This window comes from Paraflavitalea sp. CAU 1676, assembly GCF_029223285.1.
Taxonomy (GTDB): Bacteria; Bacteroidota; Bacteroidia; order Chitinophagales; family Chitinophagaceae; genus Paraflavitalea.
The window spans coordinates 565,845-591,741 of sequence record NZ_JARHUJ010000005.1; the positions used below are offsets into that span (position 1 = coordinate 565,845).

General features: G+C 46.8%; 21 protein-coding genes. 8 read left to right on the top strand and 13 right to left on the bottom strand.

Features of this window, described 5'->3' with window-relative positions:
- Positions 1 to 52 precede the first annotated feature (52 nt).
- Entirely contained in the window at positions 53 to 1,780 is a 1,728-nt protein-coding gene (locus P2H89_RS18665; protein ID WP_275829615.1) for a DUF885 family protein, read from the bottom strand.
- Between the two features lie 391 nt (positions 1,781 to 2,171).
- Between P2H89_RS18665 and P2H89_RS18670 the strand changes: the two genes are divergently transcribed.
- The gene (locus P2H89_RS18670) at positions 2,172 to 3,050 is read left to right on the top strand and encodes an AraC family transcriptional regulator (protein ID WP_275829617.1); all 879 of its coding nucleotides are present in this window, start codon (positions 2,172 to 2,174) and stop codon (positions 3,048 to 3,050) included.
- A 157-nt stretch (positions 3,051 to 3,207) separates the two neighbouring features.
- Positions 3,208 to 3,771, top strand: coding sequence for a porin family protein (locus tag P2H89_RS18675; RefSeq protein ID WP_275829619.1), 564 nt, complete (start codon positions 3,208 to 3,210; stop codon positions 3,769 to 3,771).
- Positions 3,772 to 3,870: 99 nt separating this feature from the next.
- Here the strand turns inward: P2H89_RS18675 and P2H89_RS18680 are convergent, their stop codons facing one another.
- Positions 3,871 to 5,166: a voltage-gated chloride channel family protein gene (locus P2H89_RS18680; RefSeq protein ID WP_275829622.1), complete on the bottom strand. Its 1,296-nt coding sequence runs from the start codon at positions 5,164 to 5,166 to the stop codon at positions 3,871 to 3,873.
- Positions 5,167 to 5,500: 334 nt separating this feature from the next.
- Positions 5,501 to 6,436, bottom strand: a complete 936-nt coding sequence (locus tag P2H89_RS18685) for a hypothetical protein (RefSeq protein ID WP_275829623.1) — start codon at positions 6,434 to 6,436, stop codon at positions 5,501 to 5,503.
- 449 nt (positions 6,437 to 6,885) lie between these two features.
- Here P2H89_RS18685 and P2H89_RS18690 point away from each other — a divergent pair, with 449 nt between their 5' ends.
- Complete coding sequence (locus P2H89_RS18690) at positions 6,886 to 9,153, top strand: GH92 family glycosyl hydrolase (RefSeq protein WP_275829625.1); 2,268 nt, start codon at positions 6,886 to 6,888, stop codon at positions 9,151 to 9,153.
- Between the two features lie 81 nt (positions 9,154 to 9,234).
- Here P2H89_RS18690 and P2H89_RS18695 read toward each other — a convergent pair whose 3' ends face one another.
- From P2H89_RS18695 to P2H89_RS18705, 3 genes are all read right to left on the bottom strand, one after another.
- Positions 9,235 to 12,141 (bottom strand): T9SS type A sorting domain-containing protein, encoded by a 2,907-nt coding sequence (locus tag P2H89_RS18695; RefSeq protein WP_275829627.1) that lies wholly within the window; start codon positions 12,139 to 12,141, stop codon positions 9,235 to 9,237.
- Positions 12,142 to 12,574: 433 nt separating this feature from the next.
- Positions 12,575 to 13,084 (bottom strand): MepB family protein, encoded by a 510-nt coding sequence (locus P2H89_RS18700; protein WP_275829628.1) that lies wholly within the window; start codon positions 13,082 to 13,084, stop codon positions 12,575 to 12,577.
- Between the two features lie 33 nt (positions 13,085 to 13,117).
- Complete coding sequence (locus tag P2H89_RS18705) at positions 13,118 to 13,792, bottom strand: hypothetical protein (RefSeq protein WP_275829630.1); 675 nt, start codon at positions 13,790 to 13,792, stop codon at positions 13,118 to 13,120.
- A gap of 662 nt (positions 13,793 to 14,454) precedes the next feature.
- Here P2H89_RS18705 and P2H89_RS18710 point away from each other — a divergent pair.
- Positions 14,455 to 15,489, top strand: coding sequence for a hypothetical protein (locus tag P2H89_RS18710; RefSeq protein ID WP_275829632.1), 1,035 nt, complete (start codon positions 14,455 to 14,457; stop codon positions 15,487 to 15,489).
- 5 nt (positions 15,490 to 15,494) lie between these two features.
- On the opposite strand, the gene P2H89_RS18715 is transcribed toward P2H89_RS18710, so the two are convergent.
- Positions 15,495 to 16,685 (bottom strand): DUF3738 domain-containing protein, encoded by a 1,191-nt coding sequence (locus tag P2H89_RS18715; RefSeq protein ID WP_275829634.1) that lies wholly within the window; start codon positions 16,683 to 16,685, stop codon positions 15,495 to 15,497.
- A 126-nt stretch (positions 16,686 to 16,811) separates the two neighbouring features.
- On the opposite strand from P2H89_RS18715, the gene P2H89_RS18720 reads away from it, so the two are divergent.
- The 4 genes from P2H89_RS18720 to P2H89_RS18735 all read left to right on the top strand — a co-directional run bounded on the left by P2H89_RS18720 (position 16,812) and on the right by P2H89_RS18735 (position 20,262).
- On the top strand, positions 16,812 to 18,311 hold the full coding sequence (locus P2H89_RS18720) for an ATP-binding protein (RefSeq protein ID WP_275829636.1): 1,500 nt from the start codon (positions 16,812 to 16,814) through the stop codon (positions 18,309 to 18,311).
- The gene (locus P2H89_RS18725; RefSeq protein WP_275829638.1) at positions 18,308 to 19,006 is read left to right on the top strand and encodes a response regulator transcription factor; all 699 of its coding nucleotides are present in this window, start codon (positions 18,308 to 18,310) and stop codon (positions 19,004 to 19,006) included. The genes P2H89_RS18720 and P2H89_RS18725 overlap by 4 nt, the downstream gene beginning before the upstream one ends.
- Before the next feature lie 365 nt (positions 19,007 to 19,371).
- Positions 19,372 to 19,917, top strand: a complete 546-nt coding sequence (locus P2H89_RS18730) for a sigma-70 family RNA polymerase sigma factor (RefSeq protein WP_275829639.1) — start codon at positions 19,372 to 19,374, stop codon at positions 19,915 to 19,917.
- 102 nt (positions 19,918 to 20,019) lie between these two features.
- Positions 20,020 to 20,262 (top strand): hypothetical protein, encoded by a 243-nt coding sequence (locus P2H89_RS18735; protein ID WP_275829641.1) that lies wholly within the window; start codon positions 20,020 to 20,022, stop codon positions 20,260 to 20,262.
- A 783-nt stretch (positions 20,263 to 21,045) separates the two neighbouring features.
- On the opposite strand, the gene P2H89_RS18740 is transcribed toward P2H89_RS18735, so the two are convergent.
- Genes P2H89_RS18740 through P2H89_RS18765 form a run of 6 tightly spaced genes read right to left on the bottom strand, consistent with a single transcriptional unit; the run spans position 21,046 to position 25,886 of the window.
- Positions 21,046 to 21,405, bottom strand: a complete 360-nt coding sequence (locus P2H89_RS18740) for a hypothetical protein (protein WP_275829643.1) — start codon at positions 21,403 to 21,405, stop codon at positions 21,046 to 21,048.
- Between the two features lie 20 nt (positions 21,406 to 21,425).
- Positions 21,426 to 22,394: a bifunctional DNA primase/polymerase gene (locus P2H89_RS18745; RefSeq protein ID WP_275829645.1), complete on the bottom strand. Its 969-nt coding sequence runs from the start codon at positions 22,392 to 22,394 to the stop codon at positions 21,426 to 21,428.
- Positions 22,395 to 22,399: 5 nt separating this feature from the next.
- Positions 22,400 to 22,858: a hypothetical protein gene (locus tag P2H89_RS18750; RefSeq protein WP_275829647.1), complete on the bottom strand. Its 459-nt coding sequence runs from the start codon at positions 22,856 to 22,858 to the stop codon at positions 22,400 to 22,402.
- A gap of 21 nt (positions 22,859 to 22,879) precedes the next feature.
- Complete coding sequence (locus P2H89_RS18755) at positions 22,880 to 23,431, bottom strand: hypothetical protein (RefSeq protein WP_275829649.1); 552 nt, start codon at positions 23,429 to 23,431, stop codon at positions 22,880 to 22,882.
- A 24-nt stretch (positions 23,432 to 23,455) separates the two neighbouring features.
- Positions 23,456 to 25,285 (bottom strand): ParB/RepB/Spo0J family partition protein, encoded by a 1,830-nt coding sequence (locus tag P2H89_RS18760; RefSeq protein WP_275829650.1) that lies wholly within the window; start codon positions 25,283 to 25,285, stop codon positions 23,456 to 23,458.
- 40 nt (positions 25,286 to 25,325) lie between these two features.
- Positions 25,326 to 25,886, bottom strand: coding sequence for a hypothetical protein (locus P2H89_RS18765; protein ID WP_275829652.1), 561 nt, complete (start codon positions 25,884 to 25,886; stop codon positions 25,326 to 25,328).
- Positions 25,887 to 25,897: the final 11 nt, after the last annotated feature.

Below are 25,897 nucleotides of genomic sequence, written 5' to 3' on the forward strand. Positions count from 1 at the left end.
ATCAGCGTCGTACAGCATGGCCGGGAAGGTCATGCTTGCACAACGGCTGTATTTATTTTGAATAGAATCGCCAGTTGGTCTTGAAGTCTTTCGATACGTTTTGGTTTTCGAGGATCACGCGCAGCATTTCTACGGGCATGGCGTTTTCCTGCATCACGGCATCGTGGTATTGCTTGTAGGTCATTTTACCGCTGTCTACCAGTTCCTTCTTCATATTGTAGAACTGGAGACCACCGATCATATAAGCAAGCTGATACAGGGGACCATAGCCTCCGGTAAAGGAGCGACGTACTTCACCTTCCGCATTGGCACGCTCGTGGCATACACGGTCAACCAAAAAGTCGATGCATTGCTGGGGCGTCCATTTGTTGAGGTGGTAGTTGAGCGAAAAGATAATGCGCGCGCAACGGTGCATGCGCCAGAACAGCATACCGATGCGGTCTTCGGGCGATTGCGGGAATTTCATATCCCACAGTATCAGTTCCCAGTACAGGGCCCATCCTTCGGTCCAGAAGGGGGTATTGAAATTGCGGTATGATTTATAGCGGTTGTTCATGAAGCCCTGCAGGTGGTGACCGGCAATCAATTCATGGTGCACTGTTGCACGGGAGAAATGCGGATTATTACCACGCATGCTCATGAGCTTGTCGTCTTCGGCCATGGTATGGGTGGGGTAGGAGATGATGAGCATTTCACCACCGAGGAAGAAGGGGCTTACCAATTGGCGTTGAGGACTCATCATACTCATGCGCCAGGTTTCTTCGGCCAGAGGTGGTATGGTGATGAGTTTGTTCTTCTTGAGGAAGTCGATGCTTTCGTTATAGAGCTTCATGATGGCCTCGGGCTGTTTGCCGGGCGGCACATACGAGTTCTTTACTTTTTCCACGGCTTTCTTCCAGTCGTCGCCAAAACCCATTTCGCGGGAGGCTTTCAGCATTTCTGCATCGCACCAGGCAAACTCTTTGTTGGCAATGTCGACCAGCTCTTCGGGCGTGTACGGGATCATTTCGGCCTGCAGCTGGCGCACCAGTTCTTTTTGTCCGATGGGATAGCCGATGATACCGCTGCCATCGTCTTTGCCGCCGGGGGCGGATTTCTCTTTCTGCTGCCAGGATTTGGCATAATCACTCAAGGCATTGTCGAGCTTTTTGAAAGGCTCGGGCGTCCACCAGCTGAAGGAAGGGTCGTAACCGGTATAAAAATCATTGACACTCTTAACGGAGTATTGCAATCCGCGGAGGATGCCACCTGCCCGGCGACTGAGGTTGATGTCGATGGCGCCTTCTTTGTCGAGCTTTTTGGCAAAGCCACTGATCTCTGCGGAGAGTGCATTGGCCGTGGCGGCCAGCTTCTGTGCGTCCTGCTGGGTGCCGCGGCGGCGGATGCGTTCTATTTCGTAGATCTTTTCGCTGAAAGAGAACCAGGGAGCGAGTTGTGTATATTCAGCTTCTTCTTCCTGCAGCAGGCGCACCTGCTCATCCATATTTCTTTTAAATAATAAGTAGTCGGCTTTGGATCCTACGGGCAGTGATTCGAATTTCAATTGCTGCAATTGCTTCAGGTAATCGTTTTGTAATTGAAGCAAGCGGTTGCGACGATCGGGTGAACCTTCTACCGCGTAGAAGCGGCTGAGGCTGCCGCGGTCGGCATCATATTGAACCATCAGGTTGTTGACTTCGCTGGTTTGCTGGTAGAGGGCCGATGTTTGTGCCCATCCATCAGCGCCTGGTATTGCCAATCCAATGGATAGGAAACAGATTAATCGCAGGGCTTTGTTCATAGCAGGTGATGAGTTGATTAGGTTGATGAGTGTAATAATGACGGCAGTATGCTTGTGGCACGGAAGTTCAGCAAAAAATCGATTCGAAGCTGACCATTCGTAAAAGGGTTAAGATTGGATAAGGATCAGGCAGAATTGGTAACGGCCCGTCAGCAGGTAAGGAGGTGTCTTTTACGGATGTTTTCGCAAGGAGCATTGAATGAATTTTAACATGACTTCTATGCGACCGGAGCGCCCGATGCTATAGCCTGTTAAGGACAAATACCCAATGATTTAGGAAGGAGGGGAGACTGGATGGAAAAAGTGTCACCTGCACGATTTAATCCAGTTATTTACCGATATTAACCCTGTGCGTTTTGAATTCAAAAAAAGGTGGTAATATTGGTTAAGTATGAAAGTTGTACAGTTTACGATACCAGTAGCTACCGATCATTCCATTATCGTGCAGGAAGATATTTTGCCCTATTTCTACAATCACCTGCACCGTCATAATGAGATACAGATCACCTGGGTGATCAAGGGCGAAGGCACTTTGATCGCGGGTAATTCGATGCAGCGTTTCAAGCCCGGCGATATTTATATCATAGGCGCCAACCAGCCCCACCTCTTCAAAAGCGATCCCGCTTATTTCGAAAAGCGCAGCAGGAAGGAGACCCACGCCATTACTATGTTTGTGGATCCCGAGGGATTGTTCAGTCACTTGCTGCACCTGCCCGAAATGAAGGGGGTGAAGAAATTCTTTGAATCCACCGCTGCCGGTATGCAGATACCGCTCGCCTATAAGCAGCAGGTAACCGATAAGATGTTGCAGGCCAAAGAAGCACGCAATGGTATGCGCCTGGCCACTTTTATTCAGTTGCTGCAACTGATGACGACCATCAAGAAGTATAAAACACTCGCCAATTCGGGGGCAGAATATTCGATCAGCGAATCGGAAGGTTTGCGGATGAACGATGTGTACCAATACACAATGACGCATTATACCGAAAACATCAGTCTGCATCAGATCGCTTCGATAGCGCATTTAACACCCCAGGCTTTTTGCCGCTATTTTAAAAAGCATACCCGTAAAACCTATATTACTTTCCTGAATGAAGTGCGGGTGAACGAAGCCTGCAAGAAGATCGTGGCGCAGGATTTCGACAGCATCGCTACGGTGGCTTACCAAACAGGCTTTACCAACGCCGTCACTTTCAACCGGGTATTCAAGAAGATCACCGGTCAACCACCGAAAAAATTCCTGAATGAGTATCTCCATAAAATAGATTAAGACTTTCACGATAACTATAGTTTTTGCGGATGACAGCCTGCTTCCTTTTGGTAGCAGGCTGCTCGCTTTTTAATACCAACTACACAACAGTACTGGGCGCAGCCTGCGCTTCGCTATAGCTTTGCTCCGCATTAAATAACCATTTGATCTTTAAGTCATGAAAAAGTTAACGTATTTACTGTTGATGTTGGGTTTGTCGGTTGCAGCCAGTGCGCAGATTTCCATTGGAGCCAAGGGTGGCCTGAACTTTGCCACGTTTGGTGGTAAGGATGTAGAAGGTTATAAAACGCGTGTGAGCATCCATGTGGGTGGCTATGCACAAGTGCCGTTGAAAGGTGCGTGGAGCCTGCAACCCGAAATGTATTTGTCCATGCAGGGTGCCAACTGGGAAGGCAAAGGGGACGATAAAACGATCTCCAGTTACCTGCAGATCCCGGTTCTGGTAAAGTACACCACGCGTTCGGGTTTCTTTGGTGAAACGGGTCCGCAGATCGGTTTTCTGTTGAAAGCCACCGATAAAGTGGATGGCGTTAAGGAAGACATCCAGGACATTGTGAAGAAAACGGATTTCTCCTGGGGCTTTGGCGCCGGCTATCGCTTCAATGAAAAGCTGTCGGCCTATGCACGTTACAATTTGTCTTTATCTAATTTCTGGCAGGATGAAAAGAACAGGGTGATGCAGGTAGGTGTGAGTTATGCGCTGTTCACCACCGGACAATAATGTGCCCTGATGAGGCTTGTTCAGCGGGATGAACAACACCCGGCCACAAAATAATTGGAGATCGTGCTTACCCAAAGGGTCGTTGCCTCGCAGCGACCCTTATTTATTGGTGTAAGTAGTTTTGGCAACAGCCGTGCGTTGGGCTGAGTAGATGCCGGCATGTCCACTGAAATAATATGCCGTAAAGCAGGCGATGGCATAGTAGAGTGCATTATCGGTGCCAAACAATTCCACGCCCATCAAGGTACACGCAATGGGTGTATTGGTAGCGGCGGCAAATACGGCGATAAAACCAAGACCGGCAAACAGGTCGACCGGTGCACCCATCAATGTTGCGAGTGTATTGCCGAGTGCTGCACCGATGAAGAACAAGGGCGTTACTTCGCCACCTTTGAAACCACAACCCAATGTAATAGCGGTAAACAATAGTTTCCACCACCAGCTCCAGGTATGTACGCCGTCAATATTGAAGGCATTGGTGATAGAAACGCCGCCGAGGTTTTTCGAGATCACGCCGAGGCCCAGGTAATCGCGGGTGCCGAGTACCAGGGTGAGCACAATGATCGCAACGCCACCGATAACCGGTATCAGCCATTTGCGGCCAGGCACTAAGCGAAGCATTTGTGCTTTGATGAGGTGCAGCAGTTGAATGAATAACCAGGCCGCCAGGCCATAGGCAATACCGGCTACCACCACTTTTAAAATAGTATAGACCTGGAACCGGAACAGCTCGCCTTCATGCGTAAGGGAGGGCTGCAGGTTGATATAATAGCTGGTATGCTGAATGCCCCAGGCGCTGCACACGATATCGGCAAACACGGCAGCGATAAGGCAGGGTATGAGCGCGTCGTACTTGATGCGGCCGATAGCGAGTACTTCGAGCGCGAAGATGGCGCCGGTAAGCGGTGTGCCGAATACAGCGCCGAAACCAGCAGCGATACCCATCATCAGTATGATGCGAACATCTTCCTTGGGTAGCTTGAACCATTTGCCCAGCAACGAAGCCATGCTGCCTCCCATTTGTACGGCGGTGCCCTCACGGCCAGCCGATCCGCCAAAAAGGTGGGTGATGAGCGTGGTGACCAACACCAGGGGCGCCATGCGCACGGGTACGCCGCCACCGGGTTCGTGGATCTCCTCCATGATCAGGTTATTGCCTTTTTCGGCATCCTTCCCATACAGTTTATAGAGCAGGTAAATACCGATGCCGGCGAGCGGCAGCAGGTATAGCAGCCAGCCTTGCTGCCATTGCCAGCCGGTTACCACGTCGAGCAGCCAGAGGAACAGGGCTACCAGCGAGGCGGTCACGAGGGCAACGGGAATGGCGATGAGGGTCCACTTTAGCAGATGGCGTACTATAAAAACCTGTTCAAAAGAGGCTAACGCTTTCTTCATCAGGTGCAAATGTAAGGGCTTCGGTGATTGTCTGGGTGGGCCGATAGTAGCCGGTGAGTAAACCCTGGGTGATTTTTGTAATAACTGAGTTTTAAACTAGCTATTAAAGAGAGACAAGACACAGATATACCACATCTTTTAGATGCGGTTCATCTCTGGTATATCTCTAAAGTATATCTGGAATATCTCTGGTGTATGCCACTTTTTATTCTTGATTCACCCAGCGGTTACCCAGGCCTTGGGTACGGGTTAATCCTATAAACAACAAGGGCCGACCAGAACGGTCGGCCCCACTTCACATGCATTAGGTGCTAAGCCCTGGTTCGCCTGATTATCAGGGTCTTGCAAAGTCGACGGTACGCGGTAATACGCCCGACAATGGCGCGTATACGGGCCCGCCGGGTAAGCCGGCCGGTATGCCATCGGTCATGAGCGTAGCCAGGCCGATAGGATCATAATTGCCGGTGATGAACCGGTTTACGCATACTGAATCGTGGTGCAGGCCCATTTCGGGTATGTTGACGCCGGGTGCAGGCGTAATGGGGCCGGGATAGCTATAGGTGGCGGTAATAAGTCCGCTTACCTTACTCACATCGAGCAGGCGGCCGGTGGTGCCGGTCACCGCCATCACATAGAGCTTGCCATTGTTGTGCACGGTCAGGCCGCGGAGGAACAAGCTGGGCGACAGCGGGTTGGGCAGGCAATTAACGGTAGGTGCGCCCGGCAGGCCCAGCTTCACCACCCGGTTGTTGGGCGATACAGTGCCGCGGTTGATGGCATAGAAGGCACCGGTGGTGGGATCCCTCTCCACATCGCTCAGGTTGAGGGCGAGGCCGCAACTGTTGATGGCGGGTGTTACCGACACGCAGTTGGGGTCTACAAACTTGAGGATATGGTTGGCGGGCGAGCTCGGTGCCACGCCGGTGGTGCCCCAGAATACGCCGGTAGTGGGATCGAACGAAAGGCCGGTGGCAAAGCGGATGGGCGCACCGCCGCAGGTAAGTAACTGGTGCGTGCCCAGGCTGCCGAGTACTGGTGTTACGGTAACGGGACCTGCGGAGGGTGATCCGGTTACTTTGTACAGGAAGCTGTTGCCGGTGGCCGGGTCAACGGCCAGGTCATAAAAACCGGGCTGGCAGGCTGGTGCGGCGGCGAGGGTTTGAACTTCCGCATCGGAGGTGATTGGGTTGGCTGTTTCGGTGGCCTGCTTTTTACACGCGGCTGCGCATAACATGGCCAGTGCCAGGATGGCAAGGTGGATTCTTTTCATATACAAGGTTGATAATAGTTGCCTTCTTTTTCGCATTCCGGCATTGCGCCCTACTCTTTGATGGATTTTTGGGATACTCCTTTCCGTAATGGCAATAGCATGACCGGCTCTGTTGCCAGCGCCTATTGCAGGATCAGATAAAGATGGAGCGTGTTGCTGTGACTTACCCTATGTACATGTGAAGTGTATTTCAAATATAGATCATTTACCGTATAGGTGTACACGTAGTTTCCGTAAAAATGTTATCATGTTTTAATGCAACCGGTAGCATCATTGTGTGGTGTAGAGATTGTTCTTCAACTATGTGCCTGGTACGCTGAAGTGCCTTAACTAAAGCGATTTAGGTGGAAATGAGGTGCTTTATTTTATTGCCGATTTTTGCGGGATAATATTATATTTGAGGGGCACAATGATGTGAAAGGTACAAAAACAACGAACCAGCACTAACTATGAAACGGAGTATCCTCCTTGCTGCCTTGCTATTGAGTAAAACGATCTTTGCCCGGCAGCCCGACCTTGTTAAATATGTGAACACCTTACAGGGCACCAATTCTTCCTTCGATCTTACGCGGGGTAATACGTACCCCACTGTGGCCCTTCCTTTTGGCATGAACACCTGGACACCGCAAACCGGCAACAACGGCGATGGCTGGAAGTATCAGTACACCAAAAAGACCATCCGCGGTTTTCAGCAGGCGCACCAATGCAGCTCCTGGTCGAATGATTATGCCGTATTCTCCTTTATGCCGGTGATCGGCACGCTGCAGGTAGGAGAGGAGGCGAGGGCTACCGGCTTCTCGCATGCCAATGAAACGGCGCGGCCCGACTACTACCGCGTAAAGCTCGACAATGCCGTCGTGACTGAAGTAACCCCCACCGAGCGTGGCGCACACCTGCGCTTCAGTTTCCCTAAAAAACAATCCGCTTTTCTCGTGCTCGATGGCTATACCAAACTGAGCATGGTAAAGATCATTCCCGAAGAACGCAAGATCATCGGTTATGTCACCAATGGTCATTACCGGCCCGGCAATTTCCGCAATTACTTCGTGGCGGTGTTTGATAAGCCGTTCACCGCCCATGGTACCTGGGAGAACCGCAAGAACACTGTACAGGCCGGAGCAGCTGGTGCAGAAGGCGAAGGAGTAGGGGCTTATCTTCAGTTTAAGGATGGTGAGCAGGTGCAGGTGAAGGTCGCTTCTTCTTACATCAGTACCGAACAGGCCACCCTCAACCTCGATAGAGAACTGGGCTCTTTCAAAACCTTCGACGATACGAAGCGTGCTGCTACCAATACCTGGAACAAATACTTATCCAAAGTATTGGTGGAAGATGATTCGGAGGAGAACAAGGCTACTTTTTATTCCTGCTTCTTCCGGGCCAGTTTGTTCTCGCGCATGTTCTTCGAATACGATAAAGATGGCAAGCCATATTATTATAGTCCGTACGATGGAAAGATCTACTATGGCTATATGTATACCGATACGGGATTCTGGGATACGTTCCGTGCACAGTTTCCCCTCAACACGATCCTGCATCCTGCCATGCATGGCCGCTATATGCAGGCCTTGCTGTCGGCGCAGGAGCAGTGTGGTTGGTTGCCTGCCTGGTCGTTTCCCGGCGAGGGCGGAAGCATGATCGGTAATCATGCCATCTCCTTGCTCACCGATGCGTGGGTAAAAGGCATCCGCACCTTCGACCCGCAAAAAGCGCTCGACGCTTATTTGCATGAAGCGACGAATAAAGGTCCGTGGGGACCCGCCAATGGCCGTCATGGCTGGAAGGAATATTATCAGTTGGGCTATGTGCCTTACCCGCAGGTAGGTGAAGCTACGGCCAAGACCCTCGAATATGCGTACGATGATTTTTGTGGTTATCAGTTGGCCAAAGCGGTGAATGCGCCCTTTCATGAAGGTATCTTCAAAAAGCAGATGTACAATTACCGCAACGTGTTTGACTCTACGACCGGTTTCATGCGCGGTCGCGATGCCAAAGGGAATTGGTCGCCGAACTTCGACCCTACGGAGTGGGGTGGACCCTTTACCGAAGGGGCGGCCTGGCATTGGTTGTGGTCGGTGTTTCATGATGTACAGGGGTTGATCGGATTGCTCGGTGGCGACAAAGCTTTTGTTACGAAAATGGATTCTGTGTTTTCTCAGCCAAATACTTTCAAGGTAGGTACTTATGGCCGGCCTATTCATGAAATGACCGAAATGGCGATGGCGAACATGGGGCAGTATGCACACGGTAACCAGCCTATTCAGCATATGATCTATTTGTACAATTATGCCGGAGCGCCCTGGAAATCGCAGTTCCATGCGCGCGAGGTAATGAAGCGTTTGTACAATGCTACTGAAAATGGTTATCCGGGCGATGAGGATCAGGGGCAAACTTCTTCCTGGTATGTATTGAGTGCGCTGGGTTTTTACAGTGTGTGCCCAGGTACGGATCAATATGTAATGGGCAGCCCGCTGTTCAAGAAAGTGACGATCACGTTGGAGAATGGGAAGCAGCTGGTGATCAAGGCCAATGGCAACAGTGCCGATAATGTATACATACAATCGGCCTTACTCAATGGTGCGGCTTATTCCAAAAACTACATCACGCACAGCGATATTGTTAATGGCGGTTTGCTCGAGTTTACGATGGGGGCAAAGCCGCAGGAGAGCCGTGGTATTCAAAAGAGCGACCGGCCGTTCTCTTTGACTCCAGCGCAATAATAGTTTGATTAAAAAGAGAAAGGGTGCCTGTCTCAGAGGAGGCAGGCACCCTTCTTTTATCATAGTTATTGGATAGTTTCCTTATTGCTTCACAAATTTCGCTTTGATACTCGTTGCGTTATTTATCACTGCTTCTACCTGATACAGGCCCGGCTTCAGCGTGGTGATGTTCAATACCTGCTGGTGCAGTGGTTGCCCTTTCTGGAACTGGACCTTCTTCACCAGTTTGCCGGTCATGTCGTATATATTCAGGTAGGCAGCTCCGTTGGTATTGCTGACTGTTTGAACGTTGACCTGTCCGGATGCCGGGTTGGGATACAGCGTGAGTTTATCTTCCACCGGCAGCAGGGTTTCGATATCGGCCCTGGTGGTGACTGTTGTTGTTATGGTTTCATTGGTGGTGCGGGCGGTGGCACCTGCGGCGAGCACTTTCAACTGCATCGTGTCGGAGAATGGCCGCCAGTTATTACCCCAGCAGGTAAGGCTGAAGAGGTAAGTGCCGGCTGCGAGATTGCTGACGGTGGCTTTCTCAGTGCCTGCATTGGTGATCTTTTCTCCATTGGGTCCGCTGATCTTTTTCCAGAACCATTGTTTGATAGCTCCGGTAGGATCTTTAGAGGCTGAGCCATCAAGTACAGTACTGTTGGTAGGTAACTGGATCGTTTTATCGGCCCCTGCATTGGTGATGGTGCCATTGCCGTTGCCGGGGTTGCCGCCGCCGGTGCTGCCTTGTTGTACGGTCACGAGTACGGTATCGTCAGACGGTACCCAATCGGAACTGTACACCAGCAAGCGGTACTGATAAGTGCCTGCGGTGAGGCCCGTCGCCGTGGTAGTAAGCGCTTTGGCGTCGGCGATGGTGCCTGCAGTTGGTCCGCCGATTTTCAACCATGCAATGCCTTTCAAAGGACCCTTGGCATCAACCGAAGCAGCACCATTCAAGGTAATGCTGTTGGTGGGCAGTTTGATGGTTTGATCGGCCCCTGCATTGGCGATGCGTTTCGGATTGGCTGGTGGCGGTGTTGTTATGGCCGGCTTCACGGTGACGATCATGGTATCGGACGATGGGTTCCAGCGGGTGTCGTATACCTGCAATATGAATTGGTAGGTGCCGGCGGCGAGGCTGGTTACCGTAGTGGTGAGTGCTGTCGCGTTGGTGATCTTTTCACCGGCGGGGCCACTGAGTTTGCTCCAGGTAGATCCGGATAAGGGACCATTCGGGTCAACCGATCCGGAACCGTTCAGCGTTACGCTGTTGACGGGTAGTTGAATGGTTTGATCGGGCCCTGCTTTAGCGATGTTCGTAACCGGTGGCGGATTGCCATTGCCTTTTTGAACGGTCACGATCTTGGTGGCCGATTTGGGTTCCCACTGGCTGTTCCAGGTGGTGAGCTGGAATACATAGGAGCCTTCTACGAGACCGGTAGCGGTGGTTACGGCTACGCCGGTATTGGTAACGGTGCCGGCTGCGGGGCCGCTGAGTTTGATCCATCTCCATCCATTGATCTTTCCACCAAAAGGATCGTACGAGGCGGTGCCATCGAGCGTGAGTGAGTTGGTGGGCAAGGTAAGGGTGACGTTGGGGCCGGGGTTTACACCGGTTGATCCTCTGCCATCGGTGGCCAGCAGCGATACTTTGATGTCATCGCTGGCGGTTACGTTCTTATCGTCTACCACGATCAGTTTAAATACATAATCACCTACCAGCAGACCGGTTACTTGTGTAGTAGCGCTGTTGGGGCTTTCAATATTGGCGCCGGCGGGGCCGCTCACCTTGAGCCAGGAATAGCTGATGATGCTGCCGTCGGGATCGGTGGCAGAGCCTTTGAGCGTTACCTGGTTAGCGGGTTGCTGCACGGTGATATCGGTACCTGCATAGGGGATGGGTGCTTTGTTGTTGGCTGGGGGCGGACCGGCGGATACTACCACGTTCACGGTGTCCATGGTCCAGTCGCAACGCTCGTCCACTACTTTCAGTTCATATTGGTAGGTGCCGGCAATGGTGAGTCCGGTTACGAGCGTTGTGCCGTTGGAGGAAGATACCGGCGTAACGATGGTGCCGGCATTGGGTCCGCTGAGTTTTTTCCAGATGTAGCGTACCAGTTTGCCATCGGCATCGGTCGATTTGTTACCGTTCAGGGTAACGGTGGCCGAGGCGGGTGTGGTATTGATATCGCCACCGGCATTGGCGACGGGGCGTTTGTTGACGGGCAGACTTTTGTTCTGCGCCATGAACCATTCGTACAAGCTGGGGTTTTGGGTGTTGGTGGTTACGTCATACACGGAATTCCAGATCCAATGGCCACCTGTGGGATAATAGGTGGCGTAAGGTTTTACGGCCGGGTTCAGGTTATTGATGGAGGCGATGGCGTTTTGTGTACAGCTGGCCAGTACGGTGTAATCGTCCATGGCGTGGAAGGCCCATACGGGCAGTTTGGCATTGACGATGTGGTTGTAATTGGTATTCCAGGTGCAAACGCCGCAGCATACGCCGATGCCGGCGAGTTGTTTGGCGGCATCGAGCGAAGAACCGGGATAGCCCCATACGCCGCTGCCTCCGAGGCTGAGGCCTGTGAGGAGAATGCGGTTTTCATCGATGCGCAGGTTGCGCTTGGCATAATTGATCATTTCCTGCACGTGAAAGGGTTCCCAGCCACCATAATTATAAGACAGCTGAGGTGTTAACACGATGAAGGTTTCGGTTTTGCCGTTCCAGGTAAAGGTCATGGTATGACCCATTTCAATGGCGGCGGGCACGCCGAGCCCGATGGCTTTTTTGAGTTCGGTGGTGCCGTTACCTCTTTCGCTGACCCCGTGCAAAAAGATAATGAGCGGATACTTGGTGTTGGGGTTGGCGTTGTAATTGGTGGGTGTGTACTGGTAAAATCCGATAAAGGTGCCGTTGGCGGCTACGAGGCTTTTGGGTACATGCTGAGCAGCTACAGACAGGGTGATCAACATACTCAGGAACAGGAGTAGTTTCTTCATAGTGAAATTCGTAGAGTTTAGTCCATCGTTAAAAAATAAAGTGTCACATAACCCGATAGTGGTGCTACCAAGATCATGCAGATGCTTTGCATCGTTGTTCTTGTTGTGCTGATGAGATTCAATAAGATAATAGCAGGCGCTTAGCTAATACATGGGCTGTTTCACTCCGTGGGGTGTTACGTGTGAAAGTTCAGAGCCTTTATTGGAAGTGCCGGGTTTAAACAGGGAGGATTGATAGTTTTGGAAATTCGCAATTACTATACCAATCTCGCCGATGCGACCGGTTTATTTGGCGAAGTGAACAATTGTTTGAGACTATTGCTTCGAACATTCCTAACGGATATACAATAAATGAGATGCGTGTGGGGAGATTGTTGGCGCGTTTGGGGAGCTTCTGCTGTTTTGTGTAACGAAGTGCGGGAGCGAAGGCCTATTAGATGTCACAGAATAATCTTTTTATTAATTGTAGGTGGGTGGGTTGTGGGAGGAGCAGCGCGAACCAGGCGGCTTGCCAGCGCTGTGTTTGGGCGGCTTGTTTGCTGGTGGGGGTATCCCAGGGAGGGTAGATGCGGATGCCGCGTTTGCCTTCTTTTTGTGGGGTGGAGATGATGGCCTGTTCGATCAGCACGGGTTTGGGGAATAGGAACTGACCGGCCTGGTCATTGTTTCTTGCGCTGATGATGAGGAAGTCGATATCATCTGTTGCTTCGAAGGGCTGGGTGATGCCTTTTTTGTTTCTTCTCCAGATGGCAACGAATTGTCCGTTTTTGGTGGGTGTGATCTTTGCGACCCTGAACTGTACTTTTTTGAGGTTGAGCTGGAAACTGCAGGCGCTGTATTCCTGGCTTTCGGGTTCGGTGCGGTGGTGGGTGATGGTGAGTCCGGCCGGTTCATATAGGAGCTGGCTGGCGAGGGATAGGTCGGGGTGGAGTGGGGAGGACATGTTCGTGGGAGGTTTTTGCAATTGCGTGGCAAGTTACCAAAACTTCCACCATTTTTTTGGTGTAGGAGGTTGATAGGTGCGCTCCCACTGCTTGTAGTCCTGTTGTTTTTGTTCGAAGGTGCCATTGTCCTGATAGATCTTCCAAGGGTCGGCCTCGGTAGCAATTTCAATTACCCTTTTTTCATGCATAGTAAAATCAAGCCCATGTTCGATATCCCAACGACATCTGAAAGTCCAGATTACATAGGCTGATCCATCTTTCACGTCTTCAGTGATTCTGATTGAAGCAGGTCCGATGTAGTTCTTAAAGTCAAATTCATCAGTGAGCTCGGCTGGTTTCGGGAAATAAGGTTCGTTGTGATCCCAGGAGGCATATTCATTGGCCAATAAATCAGGGAAATTCTCTTTGAGTTTTTGCAGAACAGCATGTCTGATCGTTTCCTGTTGTTCAACCAAATAGTGATAGGCATTGATCTGTTCCGCTAAATATTGGATGCTATTGTTTTCATCGATCATTGCATCCACCCAAAGCTCAATGCGACCATTGGTTACCACTTTATCTTTTTTCAGGCGGTCGGCAGCGTCGTACAAATAATGGCCCTCCCAGCAGGGCAGGGTGATGAAGCCTTTGGTAACATGATGCGACTTGGTCTTGCTTCCAATATTTTCAATGCCGATATTGGGGATGCTATTGCTTTCGGGGTTCATAACCTGCCTTGATGTTGTATTTTTATAGTAACCAAGATACGATAACAATGGATCGGTACATCCTTTTCGCATTTTTTTGGGTTGTAGGTTTGGTGACATGCAATAGCGAACCAACCCAATCGAATGATTCCGGGTCAGGGGCCAGTGGGGATCAAACGAAGCAGGTTAATAAATATGACACGCTGCGGTTTAATAGGAAGTATGTCCTTGACTCTTCGGGGTGTGGGCAAATTAGTAGTGGGAGAACGATCAAGGAGGTGTTGGTTGATGAGTATGCAGTTTTGATAAGTAATGGACCAAGTACTTTCCTGAGCACTTCAAAATATGTGCGTTTGTGGGTTTGTAATTTGCCCTCTATATCAGTAAAGATTAACGATACAGTTGTCATCTCGGGAGTTGTTTATGAGATTTCAGGAAATGAAAGAGCCAGGGGCTTGCCTACGGTATTGACTTGTGTGGTTACAAAGTGATGTCCGATTTTACAACTCCTGCTCCAAACGAAAGGGGGTGTATCGAAAGTGAGATACATCCCCTTTTTTGTGGCCAGGACAGGAATCTGCATAATTGGATGATTACTAACAATAAATGACAATCGCTATTGTAAGTGTACGATTAATTGTATAGTTTAGGGTATTATATAACTATAACCAATAAACTGTACAATGAAACCCCTCGTCTTATTTGTATTGGCCATAATAACAGGCCTATCGGTTTATTCTCAGGAGAATGTAAAGATCAAATACCACCTGTCGTTTAAGAAAGTTCCTTATCCTGCCATTATCCAAAATCTGACAAAAGAAAATACCTACCAGCTCAATCTGCCTCAGAAGTTAACACACTACGGAAATCATTCCCAGATGCAGATGGATGGGATGTACTTCAGGAATAGCTACGTGAAAGTAAAGTTCACGCGCGAAGCCCCGCAAATGTATATAGCGGTTATAGCGCCGGGAATCAGTCAGGTTGAAATGAATGGTATCAAGAAAACGGAGCGAGGGTTGGTGATCGATTATACCTTTCAATTTCCCTGCCGGGTAGAAATTCTCGACAGCAATCAGCGTGTCCTATACTCCGTGCCCATTACCAGAGAAAACGAGACTGAAAAAGTGAACTATTACAAGAACTTTAGCGCGAGGGGTAGTTTAAATTTTGTTCCCCAGTATTTCATTACGGAAAAGGAGATCAGCGATTACTTAAGAACCGCTACAGATATCGGAAAGAGTATCGAAAAATATGCCATGAATAAAGCTTACGCCAAGATCGATACGATACTGACTGCTCTTTATAGTGACTATGCTGAAAGGCATCAACTGAAATGGGGCGAAATTGCAGATGCCAAAAATGTCCCGGAATATGTAGAGCTCAACAACGCAGGCAAGGAGCTAGATAAGGCTTATGATCTGCTGCACGACTACAAGATCGAGGAGGCCACAAAGATCCTGCTAGCTGCCAAGGCTATATATGAAAAATACAAAGACGGTACTAATCCCATAATTGTTCCTAAAGTACTGGAAATGGTGCGGTACAGTCTCGGATGGATCAATATATTGACCAATGACACCAAAGCGGCTCAGGCGCTCTATGATCAATGCATCCCTTCGGCCGACTGGACCACTTCTTACGGGTGGGATGAAATAGACGTGATGATTCAATACGCAACAATGAGGAATTCATTAAAGGAGGTGGTTGGTAGGTAAGGCGCTTACTGATAGATGATCAACGCATCCATTTTACGGGTCGTTTTCTCAACAGTGAGTCCCAGCTTTTGCAAAGCTGCCCGCACTTCTTCCACCGTCCGCAATACATTGCTGGTTACGATATCGTAGCGGCTCGTAAGCCCCGTCTCGTCGATCACCGGTAATTGCAGTTCATTGGCGATATAATCCACGAAAGGCTTGAGCTGAATGCCTTTTCCTTCGAAACCCCGGCCACTGAAGCTATATGAATCTGTGGTATTGGTCGATTCTTTCCAGGTGGTAGCATCGGGCAGGCGGCGCAATACATATACCGGCATTTCGCGCTGTTCCATTTTTGTTTTGATGGGGGAGAGCCTGGTCAACAGGTGCAGCATGATGGTCTTGAGACTGTCTGTCTGCTCCGGTTTCACCAGTACATCAAAGCAAAAAGCCAAACGGTTCTTTTGTTCCCAACTGCACACTTCCTTCTGGGGTACTTCAAAGATCACCTGTTGGTACGACAGTCCATACAAAGCCTGGTATATACTGGGTACGCACATGTTTACAAAAGTGAGCCGGCGTCCTTCGAAAGCAGTCTTCTTGTATGATTTCGACATACTGGGCAGATCCTTGCGGTACGATCCCCAGATAAACTGTGTTCCCATACTGGTATCCACCGCAAAGGTCTCGTCTTCGGCATTCTTGTGTATCCCTGTTTCTGCAGAAGAGTGGATGGGTAGCTTGCGTACCAGTCGATCGATCATGGCCTGATTGATGGAGTCGGTCCGTACCAGGGCGATCACCCGGTGCTGCTGATCGATGATGGCCGACTGTCCTACATACGAAAAAGCAAATTGGGTGTACAGGTTGCTGGTGGTGTCGGAGGCAAGCCATAAGGTGGAAGGCTTGCGTTGCAGGTATTTCTGCAATCTCTCTACCGGCTCATTGGAGATGGCGATCACTTGAATCTGCCCGGCATTCTTCACCTGCAGCCTGGCCAGACTGTCCATTTCCGGCAGGCAGGGGCTGCACCAGGTTCCCCAGAAATTCAGGATCAGCAATTTATTTTGAGCTGTCCGTACGTCCAACGATTTAATCGGGGCATTGAGCAGGGGGCGGATCATCAGATCGGGAAAAAGGTCGCCAACTTTCAGCAAAGGCTGGGTCTTTGCCAACAGGGTAATTGAGATCAGCAGTATAGTGAATAACGTGCGCATATGAGTGAGCTTTTTGCAAAACTCCGGCTCAACCGCAGCAAACATAGTTATCGGCATTGTTAGTCTTTGTTAATTTATGTTAACGGGAATGGGAAGCTTGCCGGCAGGGTACTACATTTGGTATCTATGAACCGAAACACCCGGGTTATCTTTATTGTCTGTGTCGCTGCGGTAGCAGTGGTGCTGGCACTGCAAAGCGGGTGGCTCGTAAACTATTACCAGGTCAATAAGGAACGCTTCGAGAAGGACGCCAACCTTGCTTTCGAAGATGCCATAAAAACGGAATTCAGGCAGCGCAACGATACCATCGAAGAAATGATCTATCGGTATGTCATGGACACCAATAGGGTAATGATCACCAGTAGCTGGAAAATGGAGGATAGTAGTTGGGTCTATATGGTGGCGGACAAGCTCAATAAGAAAGATCGTTTTTCATTCTCCCTCAAGCAGGTCAATGAACCGATCCTGTCACAGTCCGATTCTGTCAAAGAATTGGTCGCCCGCCGGTTTACAAAAACCTACCGCGAAGAAGACCTGGAGCGGCATATTGTATTTTTCCGTACGCAGGCCATTGGTCATTATATAGACAATAAGGCAAGGGAGTTCGGCTTCGATACTGCACGACTGCGACCGATTTACCTGGAGCTATTGGCCGAAAGGGATATCAGGGAGCCCTTCCTGTTTCTGATGGCCGATGAAGACAGTACACTCAACCGCAGTCGTTTCCCGGACAGCCTGCGATTGCGGTACCCCATCATCACCAAATCATTTCCGACCTACAGGGCCGAGACGGATGTAAATTATGTGCGTGCATTGTTCAGGCCGCCTTTCAATTACCTGTTGGGCAAAATGATCGGGATGGTGATCGCTTCTCTGATACTGCTCACAATTGTTGTATTGGCATTGTGGTATCTATTGCGGATCATTCGCCGCGAGAAAAAGTTATCGGCCATCAAGAACGATTTCATCAGCAATATCTCGCACGAGCTGAAGACGCCCATCGCGACCATCACGGCTGCCGTAGATGCCCTGGAGGGTTTCGGTGCGCTGCAATGCCCTGAGAAAACGAAGCGGTATCTGAACATCTCCCGGGAAGAGCTGCAACGCCTCACCGAAATGGTGAACAAGATCCTGAACCTGTCCGTGTATGAGCGGCAGGATTTTGCACTCAATCCGGAGGCTATCGATGTAAATGAGATGGTGGAATCCATAACCAGCCGCCATACGCTGGCAGGTAGTAAAGAAATAGCCTTTCACTACCTGAACCTGGCAGGCACGACCAGTGTACAAGCCGATCGGGTACACCTGTACAATGTCGTTAACAACCTCATCGATAATGCCGTTAAATACTCGGCCGATAAGGTGGTCATCGATATCTGCTTTTACCGGGAGAACGGTTACAACTTCATCAGTGTAAAAGACGATGGCATCGGTATTGCCGCGGGCGACCTGCAGCATGTATTTGATAAATTTTATCGTGTACCTTCCGGTAATATTCACAAAGTGAAGGGGTATGGCCTTGGCCTCAACTATGTAAAGCATATCATCGAGCGGCATGGGGGCTGGTGTATGGCCGAGAGCACGCCCGGCAAAGGAAGTATCTTTAAAATAGCCTGGCAGTTATGAGCGGCAAACGCACCATATTGTTTATCGAAGACGAGCCCAACCTCGCGGAGATTGTGCGGGAAAGCCTTGAAAGCAGGGGCTTCGCCGTGGAGCACCATGCTACCGGTGCTGCCGGTCTGGAAGCTTATTACAGCCAACGACCCGATGTGATCCTGCTCGATGTGATGCTGCCTGATGCCGATGGTTTTGCCTGGGCGCGGCAGCTGCGCACGACCGATATGGAAACGCCTTTGTTGTTTCTTACGGCGAAATCGTTGCCACAGGATGTGGTGACCGGCTTCGAAAGCGGGGGAAACGACTACCTCAAAAAGCCTTTCAGTATGGAAGAGCTGGTGGTGCGCATCAAAGCGCTGCTCAGCAAAAGTCGAACACTCATCGCAGAAAATACCCATACGGGCAGCCCATTGCCCATCGGCGCACAATACATCTTTCTCTATCACCAGGCCGTACTGCAGCACCAGGGCCAGTCGATTTCCCTCACCGCACGCGAGGCCGAACTGTTAAAACTTTTCCTGCTCAACCGCAACCAGGTCATGGATCGTAAATCCATTCTACTACATATCTGGGGCAATGATGATTTCTTCACCGGTCGCAGCCTCGATGTATTCATCACCCGTTTAAGAAAATACCTCCGGCACGACCCAGAGGTAAAGATCATGAACGTTCGGGGCGTAGGTTACAAACTCGTCAGTTAGGAAGCGTACATAACCGGAGAAGTTGGCACAGCCATAAAAGAAAAAATCTTCTAAATCGAAGACTTAGAAGATTTTTCTGTGTGCCCAGGACTGGATTCTCAACATCCTGGTATATAATTCCTTGTAAATAAAAAGTGTCAAATGGGTGTCAAAATAAAAACAAGTCAATAATTGCCCTGTTTTTCATTCACTTTTATTCGCTTTTGCCCCTATCGGGCTAAAGGTAAGATTTCTAGGGGAAATGGGAATAATTCTAAACTAATAACTATTTAATACCCATGCCGGTATAAACAGTCGGTTCATACGTTCGATACAATAAATATTGGTATTTAGAACCATGCAACTGCTATTATATACCTGGTATTATGCGAACAAATGTCCCGGTTTCCGTATTGGATCAATGGCTTTCTGAAATATACCATAAGGAGTTTGAGAGACTAAAAAGAATTGCAATACGCATTATACATAATGAAATTGTGGCCGAAGAAATCCTCGGAGAATGTTTAGCCAAATTGGCTATAGAGCTTTCCTATGATGGTAATAAATTTAATTCTATTGAGCATGCAAAGGCATTTTTGGTAGTTATCATTAGAAATAAATGCATTTCATGGCTTAGGAAGAAGCGACCGGTTACGGTTGGAGAATTGAAAGAGGAAATAGGTCAAGTTGACCCATATTTAATGCACAACCTGGAAAAGAGAGATTTGATGCTGCACCTCCAGTCTCTTATAGCTCAGCTAACCCCAAAACTGCAGCAAGTAGCCACTCTCCTTTTTAAAGAGGGGTTAACTAATGAAGAGGCTGCACTACAACTCCAACTGAGCAAGGAGTCGCTTCTTGTTTATAAAAATAGGGCGTTAAGGAAATTGCAAGAAAAGGCATTGGCCGGCAATTACCGGTTAACGTCCTAAAAGTTAGAATTTGACACATGCTTGCAAAAATATATTTACCAAAATCTTGTTAGCTCATCACGGTTTTCAATTGTACTGATAGGAATCAATCAACATTAAAAAATGAAACTTATCATGACAAATGATGAACAAAAAACGTACAGATTAGCTTGCGTGATTTGCGACCTTTTTAACGGTAATCGAGTTAGTAAGGCGGGTCAGGAGCTTTATGACAAAACATTCCCCAATCCAGAGAGCCTGGCTGAAGTTAGAATACCAGCCTCCACTTTTGAAGAGTATGACAAAGTTGAAAAGAACGTGGATCAGTTTTGGGATGAACTTAAGAAGCAAATTGGGATGGATTAACATTGCTAGTTCCTTAAAAAAGCCAAGAGTCATAAGTTTATGGCTCTTGGTCTATGACCTTCGCATTTTCCTTCTTTTATAGATAAACCCAAATTTATTGTGATCTTCATTCCAACGCAGGTTATATTTCTCTAGCGAAAATGCGGTCTGATCAGCAATTAAATCAAAGGTTGTATCTTCTTTGACGTTTAAAAAGTGGTCGATGTTTAACATTTGTTGACAGGACAATTGTTGAGGATGATTTATTAAATAATGGAATTTCTTTCTGTGGATATTTAGAAAGTTTGCCAACGATAGTTCCGAGACAATTCCTAATTGGAACAAGTGCCTAAAATGACGAACTTTTTTCCATGTTAAAATTGAAGGCTGGCTTATCTTTTTCATAATACAAAGAAATGATAAGACCAATACAATTAGTGGGTCGCTCCGACACAATTTAAGTGACGAAATGTTACAATTAAAGAACGCTGGATCGGGTTTGGCCGATGTTCGTCACTTTGTTATTACTACTCTGCACATTTCTGCCATTGACACATCGAAATAGGCTGCTATTTTTTCAACCTCCCATAGATCCATATCCCTAGGCTCCAGTATGAGTCGGCTCATACGATTATTATTTGTTCCAAGAAACTTTGCCAGGATAGTCTTAGGAAATCCGGTTTTCATAAAGACATCTCGAAATGTCAATAGCGTACCATTTTTAATTCCCACATTCACCATCATATATCTTGGATCGCGCTCCATAATGCGAAAATACAAAAAAACTGTAAAATGCTAATGTTTTTAGTATTGAGTGCCGTAATTGTCAAGCTGCTCTTGGGCAATTGTTTGCCACTTTAATGTCAATATACCAGTTTTAACTGTTCCATTGGTGCCTTCGACATTTGTTCCAGGTATAATTACTTTTTCATTCACCAAATTTTGAAATACACCTTCATTTTCGCTGTAGTTCTTAATTACTACAGTGGGAAACCTCATTCGGTATGCATAATATTCAGCTCGCCAATTTTGGGTCCAATTAACAGTAGGTACACACCAAGGGGAATCGTCCGCTATTCTGACTGCTGTTATTGAAATTGTGCCATTTTCATATAGGCTAAATTCTAAATGACACATTTCGCCTAATATTTCAACTGTTTCCATAACGATTATTTTTAATTTCATTATGATTTTATCCTGGCCTTATATGCAACACCATATCCTTGCTCCACGAGCATTCTCGCGGCAAGTTGAAAATTGCCATTACATTCCAGGATGGCGAATACAGCATAGGGCTTGTATCCTTTTTTTCGTTTAAACTCTGAGTTCGTCGTCATTACCGTGAATAATCCAAGTTTGTGGTGAAAATCTCCGGAAGTGAGGTGGTCAGTATCACCAGGGCGACGCAGAAAGGTTCGCTCCTTTTCTGTCTTTACGATTACCCAACCATGTTTTTGCAATAATCCTAGAATATCGCCTCTCAAATTATAATCGTCGCAAGGGCTTTCTATGTTATATTGCCTCCCTCTTAATTTACATGCTGAAATTTTGGAAGGTGCCTTATATTCATTAAATGATCTTGCAATTCTCCAAATTTCAAGGCGATCTCTTTCTGATATGTTCGGAACATTCATCAGATCGTGCTGAACAAAAGAATAACCGGGTGTTGGTTCTACGATAATGTAACTTTCATTGCCAATTGATTCAACAAGTGTTTTGAGCTTTCTTTTTTCAATACATAATCCTTTGTTAGTTTCCAGACGTCTCGCTAAAATCGTACTTGATTGAACATCCTTGCTTTTGTACATCAAATGAAAGCCATAGTTTTTCGTTCGCGCTATTACTAATTTCGCAACTAGTTCCGGTGAATATCTGTCGAGCGAGCATAAAAAGCGATCCAGAATTGCTTTACCGTTTCTATTATTCTTTTCATCGATATCAATTACTTCGAGGTTTCCGCTAATGCAACCACATATTACTGCTATCCCAAAGCATTCAGGAAGTGCTAACATTCGATGTAATTTATTCTCCGAAATAACTAATCTATTATGTTGCTTCCACTTGTGAATCGCTTTCTTAACTGAATTGATGAAAACAATAGAGTAGCCCTTTTTTCGATATTGATTTGCGGCCTCTTCAAGTCTATTACCCATTGTCATCATGTTTTTTCAAGAAGGGAAATCATTTCATGTAATGGAAATTCAACTGAGTGATAGTCGTCATTGGTCTCGTCAGTATATGCCTGGAACATTGCGGTTCCGCCTTTGAAAAAGGATATATATTGCTCTTTAAACATAAACTTCTGATTGGGTTTGGTGAAATCCCTTATTTCATTATGGCTATCAAATGATATGAAAGACCAGTTGACCCCTTCATCGGATAAAAAAGCTTCAATTTCATCTTGTGCTGTATGGACAAACCACCCAAATGGTGCGTCCCAAATATTAAGACAGTAGAAGTTTGGCGTATCTTCTTCCGATACCCTTTTCAATATGCTTTTTAAATGGTTGCAATAACCGATTGACAAATGCACCAGAATGAAGTTGCAACTACTCTGCTTTGAGTAAGTTGTTGCTTTAATTATTACCCATAATGTGGGCGATTCTGAAATTCTCATAAAAAAGAATTTTGTGGATGATTAAATATTTCGGACAGGTAAAATATTAGTAAATGGATTAGATGGTTGAAGTATTATTATTTCTCTTTGACGCATTAGGCTGTTAACTTCTAATATTCCATCCATTCCAAGTAAGGAGAATGATTCAGCATATGGAAGTATAGACATGAAGTCATAGTGAAAAAGAATCTCGGAGATCTTTGGCCAATACTCAATAACATACCCGTAAGTGCCAAGCCTGGTAGCCACATCCATTATTCCCGCACCGAATCCATTGGTATCAGCAAAGTGTATTGCTACGGATTTCTCAGTGCTAAATGACAAATGCATCAATTTTTTATGAGGATTAATTGTGGCTACTGGGTCTTTCAGTATTATACCCCGGTAAATGGTCCCGGGTAAATAATTTATTGACCGCATCAGGCTTTGTCCAACTTTATGAATAGTTTCAAAATTGTTTTTCAGATAGAGATCTGAGGCGCCTGGAAATATTGGAACTAAGGCATTAGCCGACCAGTTAAAGTAGATTGCCAATTCTCCATGAAGCTCCTTCAGGGAAATTTCTTTTTTCATCGATGAGGCAATGAAATGGGATTGCTATGCTGCTTTTGCTTTGGTTGGCTTTCCGGGGAGGTTCTTGACCTTATTATTTTGCTTGTTGTTCTCCTTCTGTTTTCCTTTCTTCTGAGTTTCCTTTTTCTGCTCTTTTAAAATTCCGATTGCTTTATTGACACCGGCTTGCCGTTTGTTAGCAATCTCCTTTTGTTGTTTTTCGAAGTCAACAATAGGAATTGACCCTAAGCTTTCAGCCATGAGTCTAAATGCGTATCCGCCGCGAGTATTCGGCAAGTTGGTGCTATTCTTTTCAGTGATAACTCTCCTGAGTAGGTAGGTAATCTGCATTTTATTTAAACGTCTTAATCCATTCTTAAATTCATCAAAAGTTGCTGGCTCTTTCAATGCAGGAAGTTTAACTACTTTATTCAATGCTGCTTTCAAGTGATATGGTATGTGTTCAATGATTAAGTAATTGATCAGTAAATTATCCGCACTGGTTGATTGCTTGGGTATGCGTCCAATATTTGTATCGGCATTCACAGCTTCCGCAATCTTACGCTGAATCTTCTCCTGGTCAAGCTCCCTGGCCCTTGCTTCACGCGATTGAAGCCTTTCAATTTCATTATCAATAACCTGTATTGAAGCCTCCCCTGATGCAATTGCTTTCTTAGCTGCATTCGCGGTAGCTTTAGGTATATATTCCACGTAAGCATATTTGCCTTCATCGGTTGGAGTATTGGAAGAAATTATAAATGCCTTCTTTATCTTAGAAGATGAAAGCAATTTCTCGAATTTGTCTTTTTTTTCAGAATATTCTTGCTCAGACTTTACAAATTCTTCTTTAATTTCTTTGGCAGGGACTTTGCGCTTTTTTAGCGCCTGAGAGAACGTATTCCAATCTGGCTTCTGCGGTTCTTTTATATACCTGTACTCTTCTCCGTATCCAACAATGTTTGCCTCAATTCCATCGTCGTGAAGTCGTTTAATGTCTTCATCTGGCATTTCGCCATCATAGACGAAAATAGTCGTTGGGTCTTCTTTAGCTTTTGCTATTTCCTTCTCGATATGCAACGCAGTTTTGTTCTGAAAACATTTAATATTAGAACATCGGGGTTTGTTTTCTTCTTCCGGAAATAAAACCCCACAAGCGGAATTAAAGGGGCAGGTATGGCAGGATCCCATTTTGATATCGAGTTCTGCATCTGACAAGTCAAATGCAGCCTGTGCTAAATTTCCCTTGTACCTGGTAAAAATATAAGTATTGATACTAATATCTGGATGGTCTGACTTTTCATCTTCTTCCGATACTTGTTCATCATACAAATATTGTTGAGTTTCGGCAGGGAGAAGACAAATTTGTAATGCTACTCCTAATGGAATACCATTACGTAGGAAAATAGATTGCCATTGCGGTGTTAAATCATTAAGCTTTAATTGCTGGCGAACGAAATAAATAGTTTTACCAACTCTTCGAGCAATTTCTTCGACTCCCAATTTCTCCGTTTGTGCCAGGTTATGAAAACCTGTTGCTTGCTGCATAGGATGAAGGTCTACACGTTGTAAATTTTCAACGATTTGGATGATTTTTGCTTCTTCATCACTTACGTCATAAATAGTTGCTGGGATTTCGGTCTTCCCGGCGGCGGTAGAACCCAATAATCTTCTATGGCCATATATTAATCTAAATCGTGTACCATTAGGCCGTACTCCAATTGGTTGAATAACCTTTCCGACCGACTTAATTGACAAACCCATTTCTTCAATTTCCTCCATGGTTTTTCGTGGCTGATTGGGATCCACATCAACAAGGTCAATAGGCAATAAGACAGTTTGCACGGTTTCTTCCGAGCTAATTTGTTTTGTTTCCATTTTTTAATTATTTAAATGATTAAAATGAAGTTGTAAGTCTTCAGAATTTGAATGAGGCTTGTTGCACTTTTGGCTTAGCTGGTTGCGAAGTAGTTTTTGGAACTTCTGTGGGGACTTTCTCGATTTTTTCTTCAGCTCTAATTTTCAGTTTCATCAATTCCCGCCGCTTTTTATAAATGTGTTGCCGTAGCCGTTTAAGTTTTGATTCCTGCCATTCACTCAATCGTCTTGGAGCTTTTACTATATCCCAGTGATCTTCCCCGAACCACTGTTCGAGAGTCTGGCAACATACGTGGGTATAAATATCTGTCCAATCGTTATCCATCGGCGATTCATGTGATCTTGTGTAGAGATAAATTGAGCACTCAACGTATGAAGCCAATTCTTCACTTTTCATTAATGAGATCATTCTAGCAGTGATTACTTGGTTAAACAGCCTATTTGGTATTAGGTCTGCCCAGAGCATACTGAATGTTAATATCGGCGAAGAAATAGCATCCATAATGTCAAAAACAAAATCTTTGTTTCTACTGGTATATTTACTGTTGCTAGAGTCGGCTCCTGGGTCAAAGAGAAGATTTGAACTGATTTTCCTGTGCATAAATGTCTCCC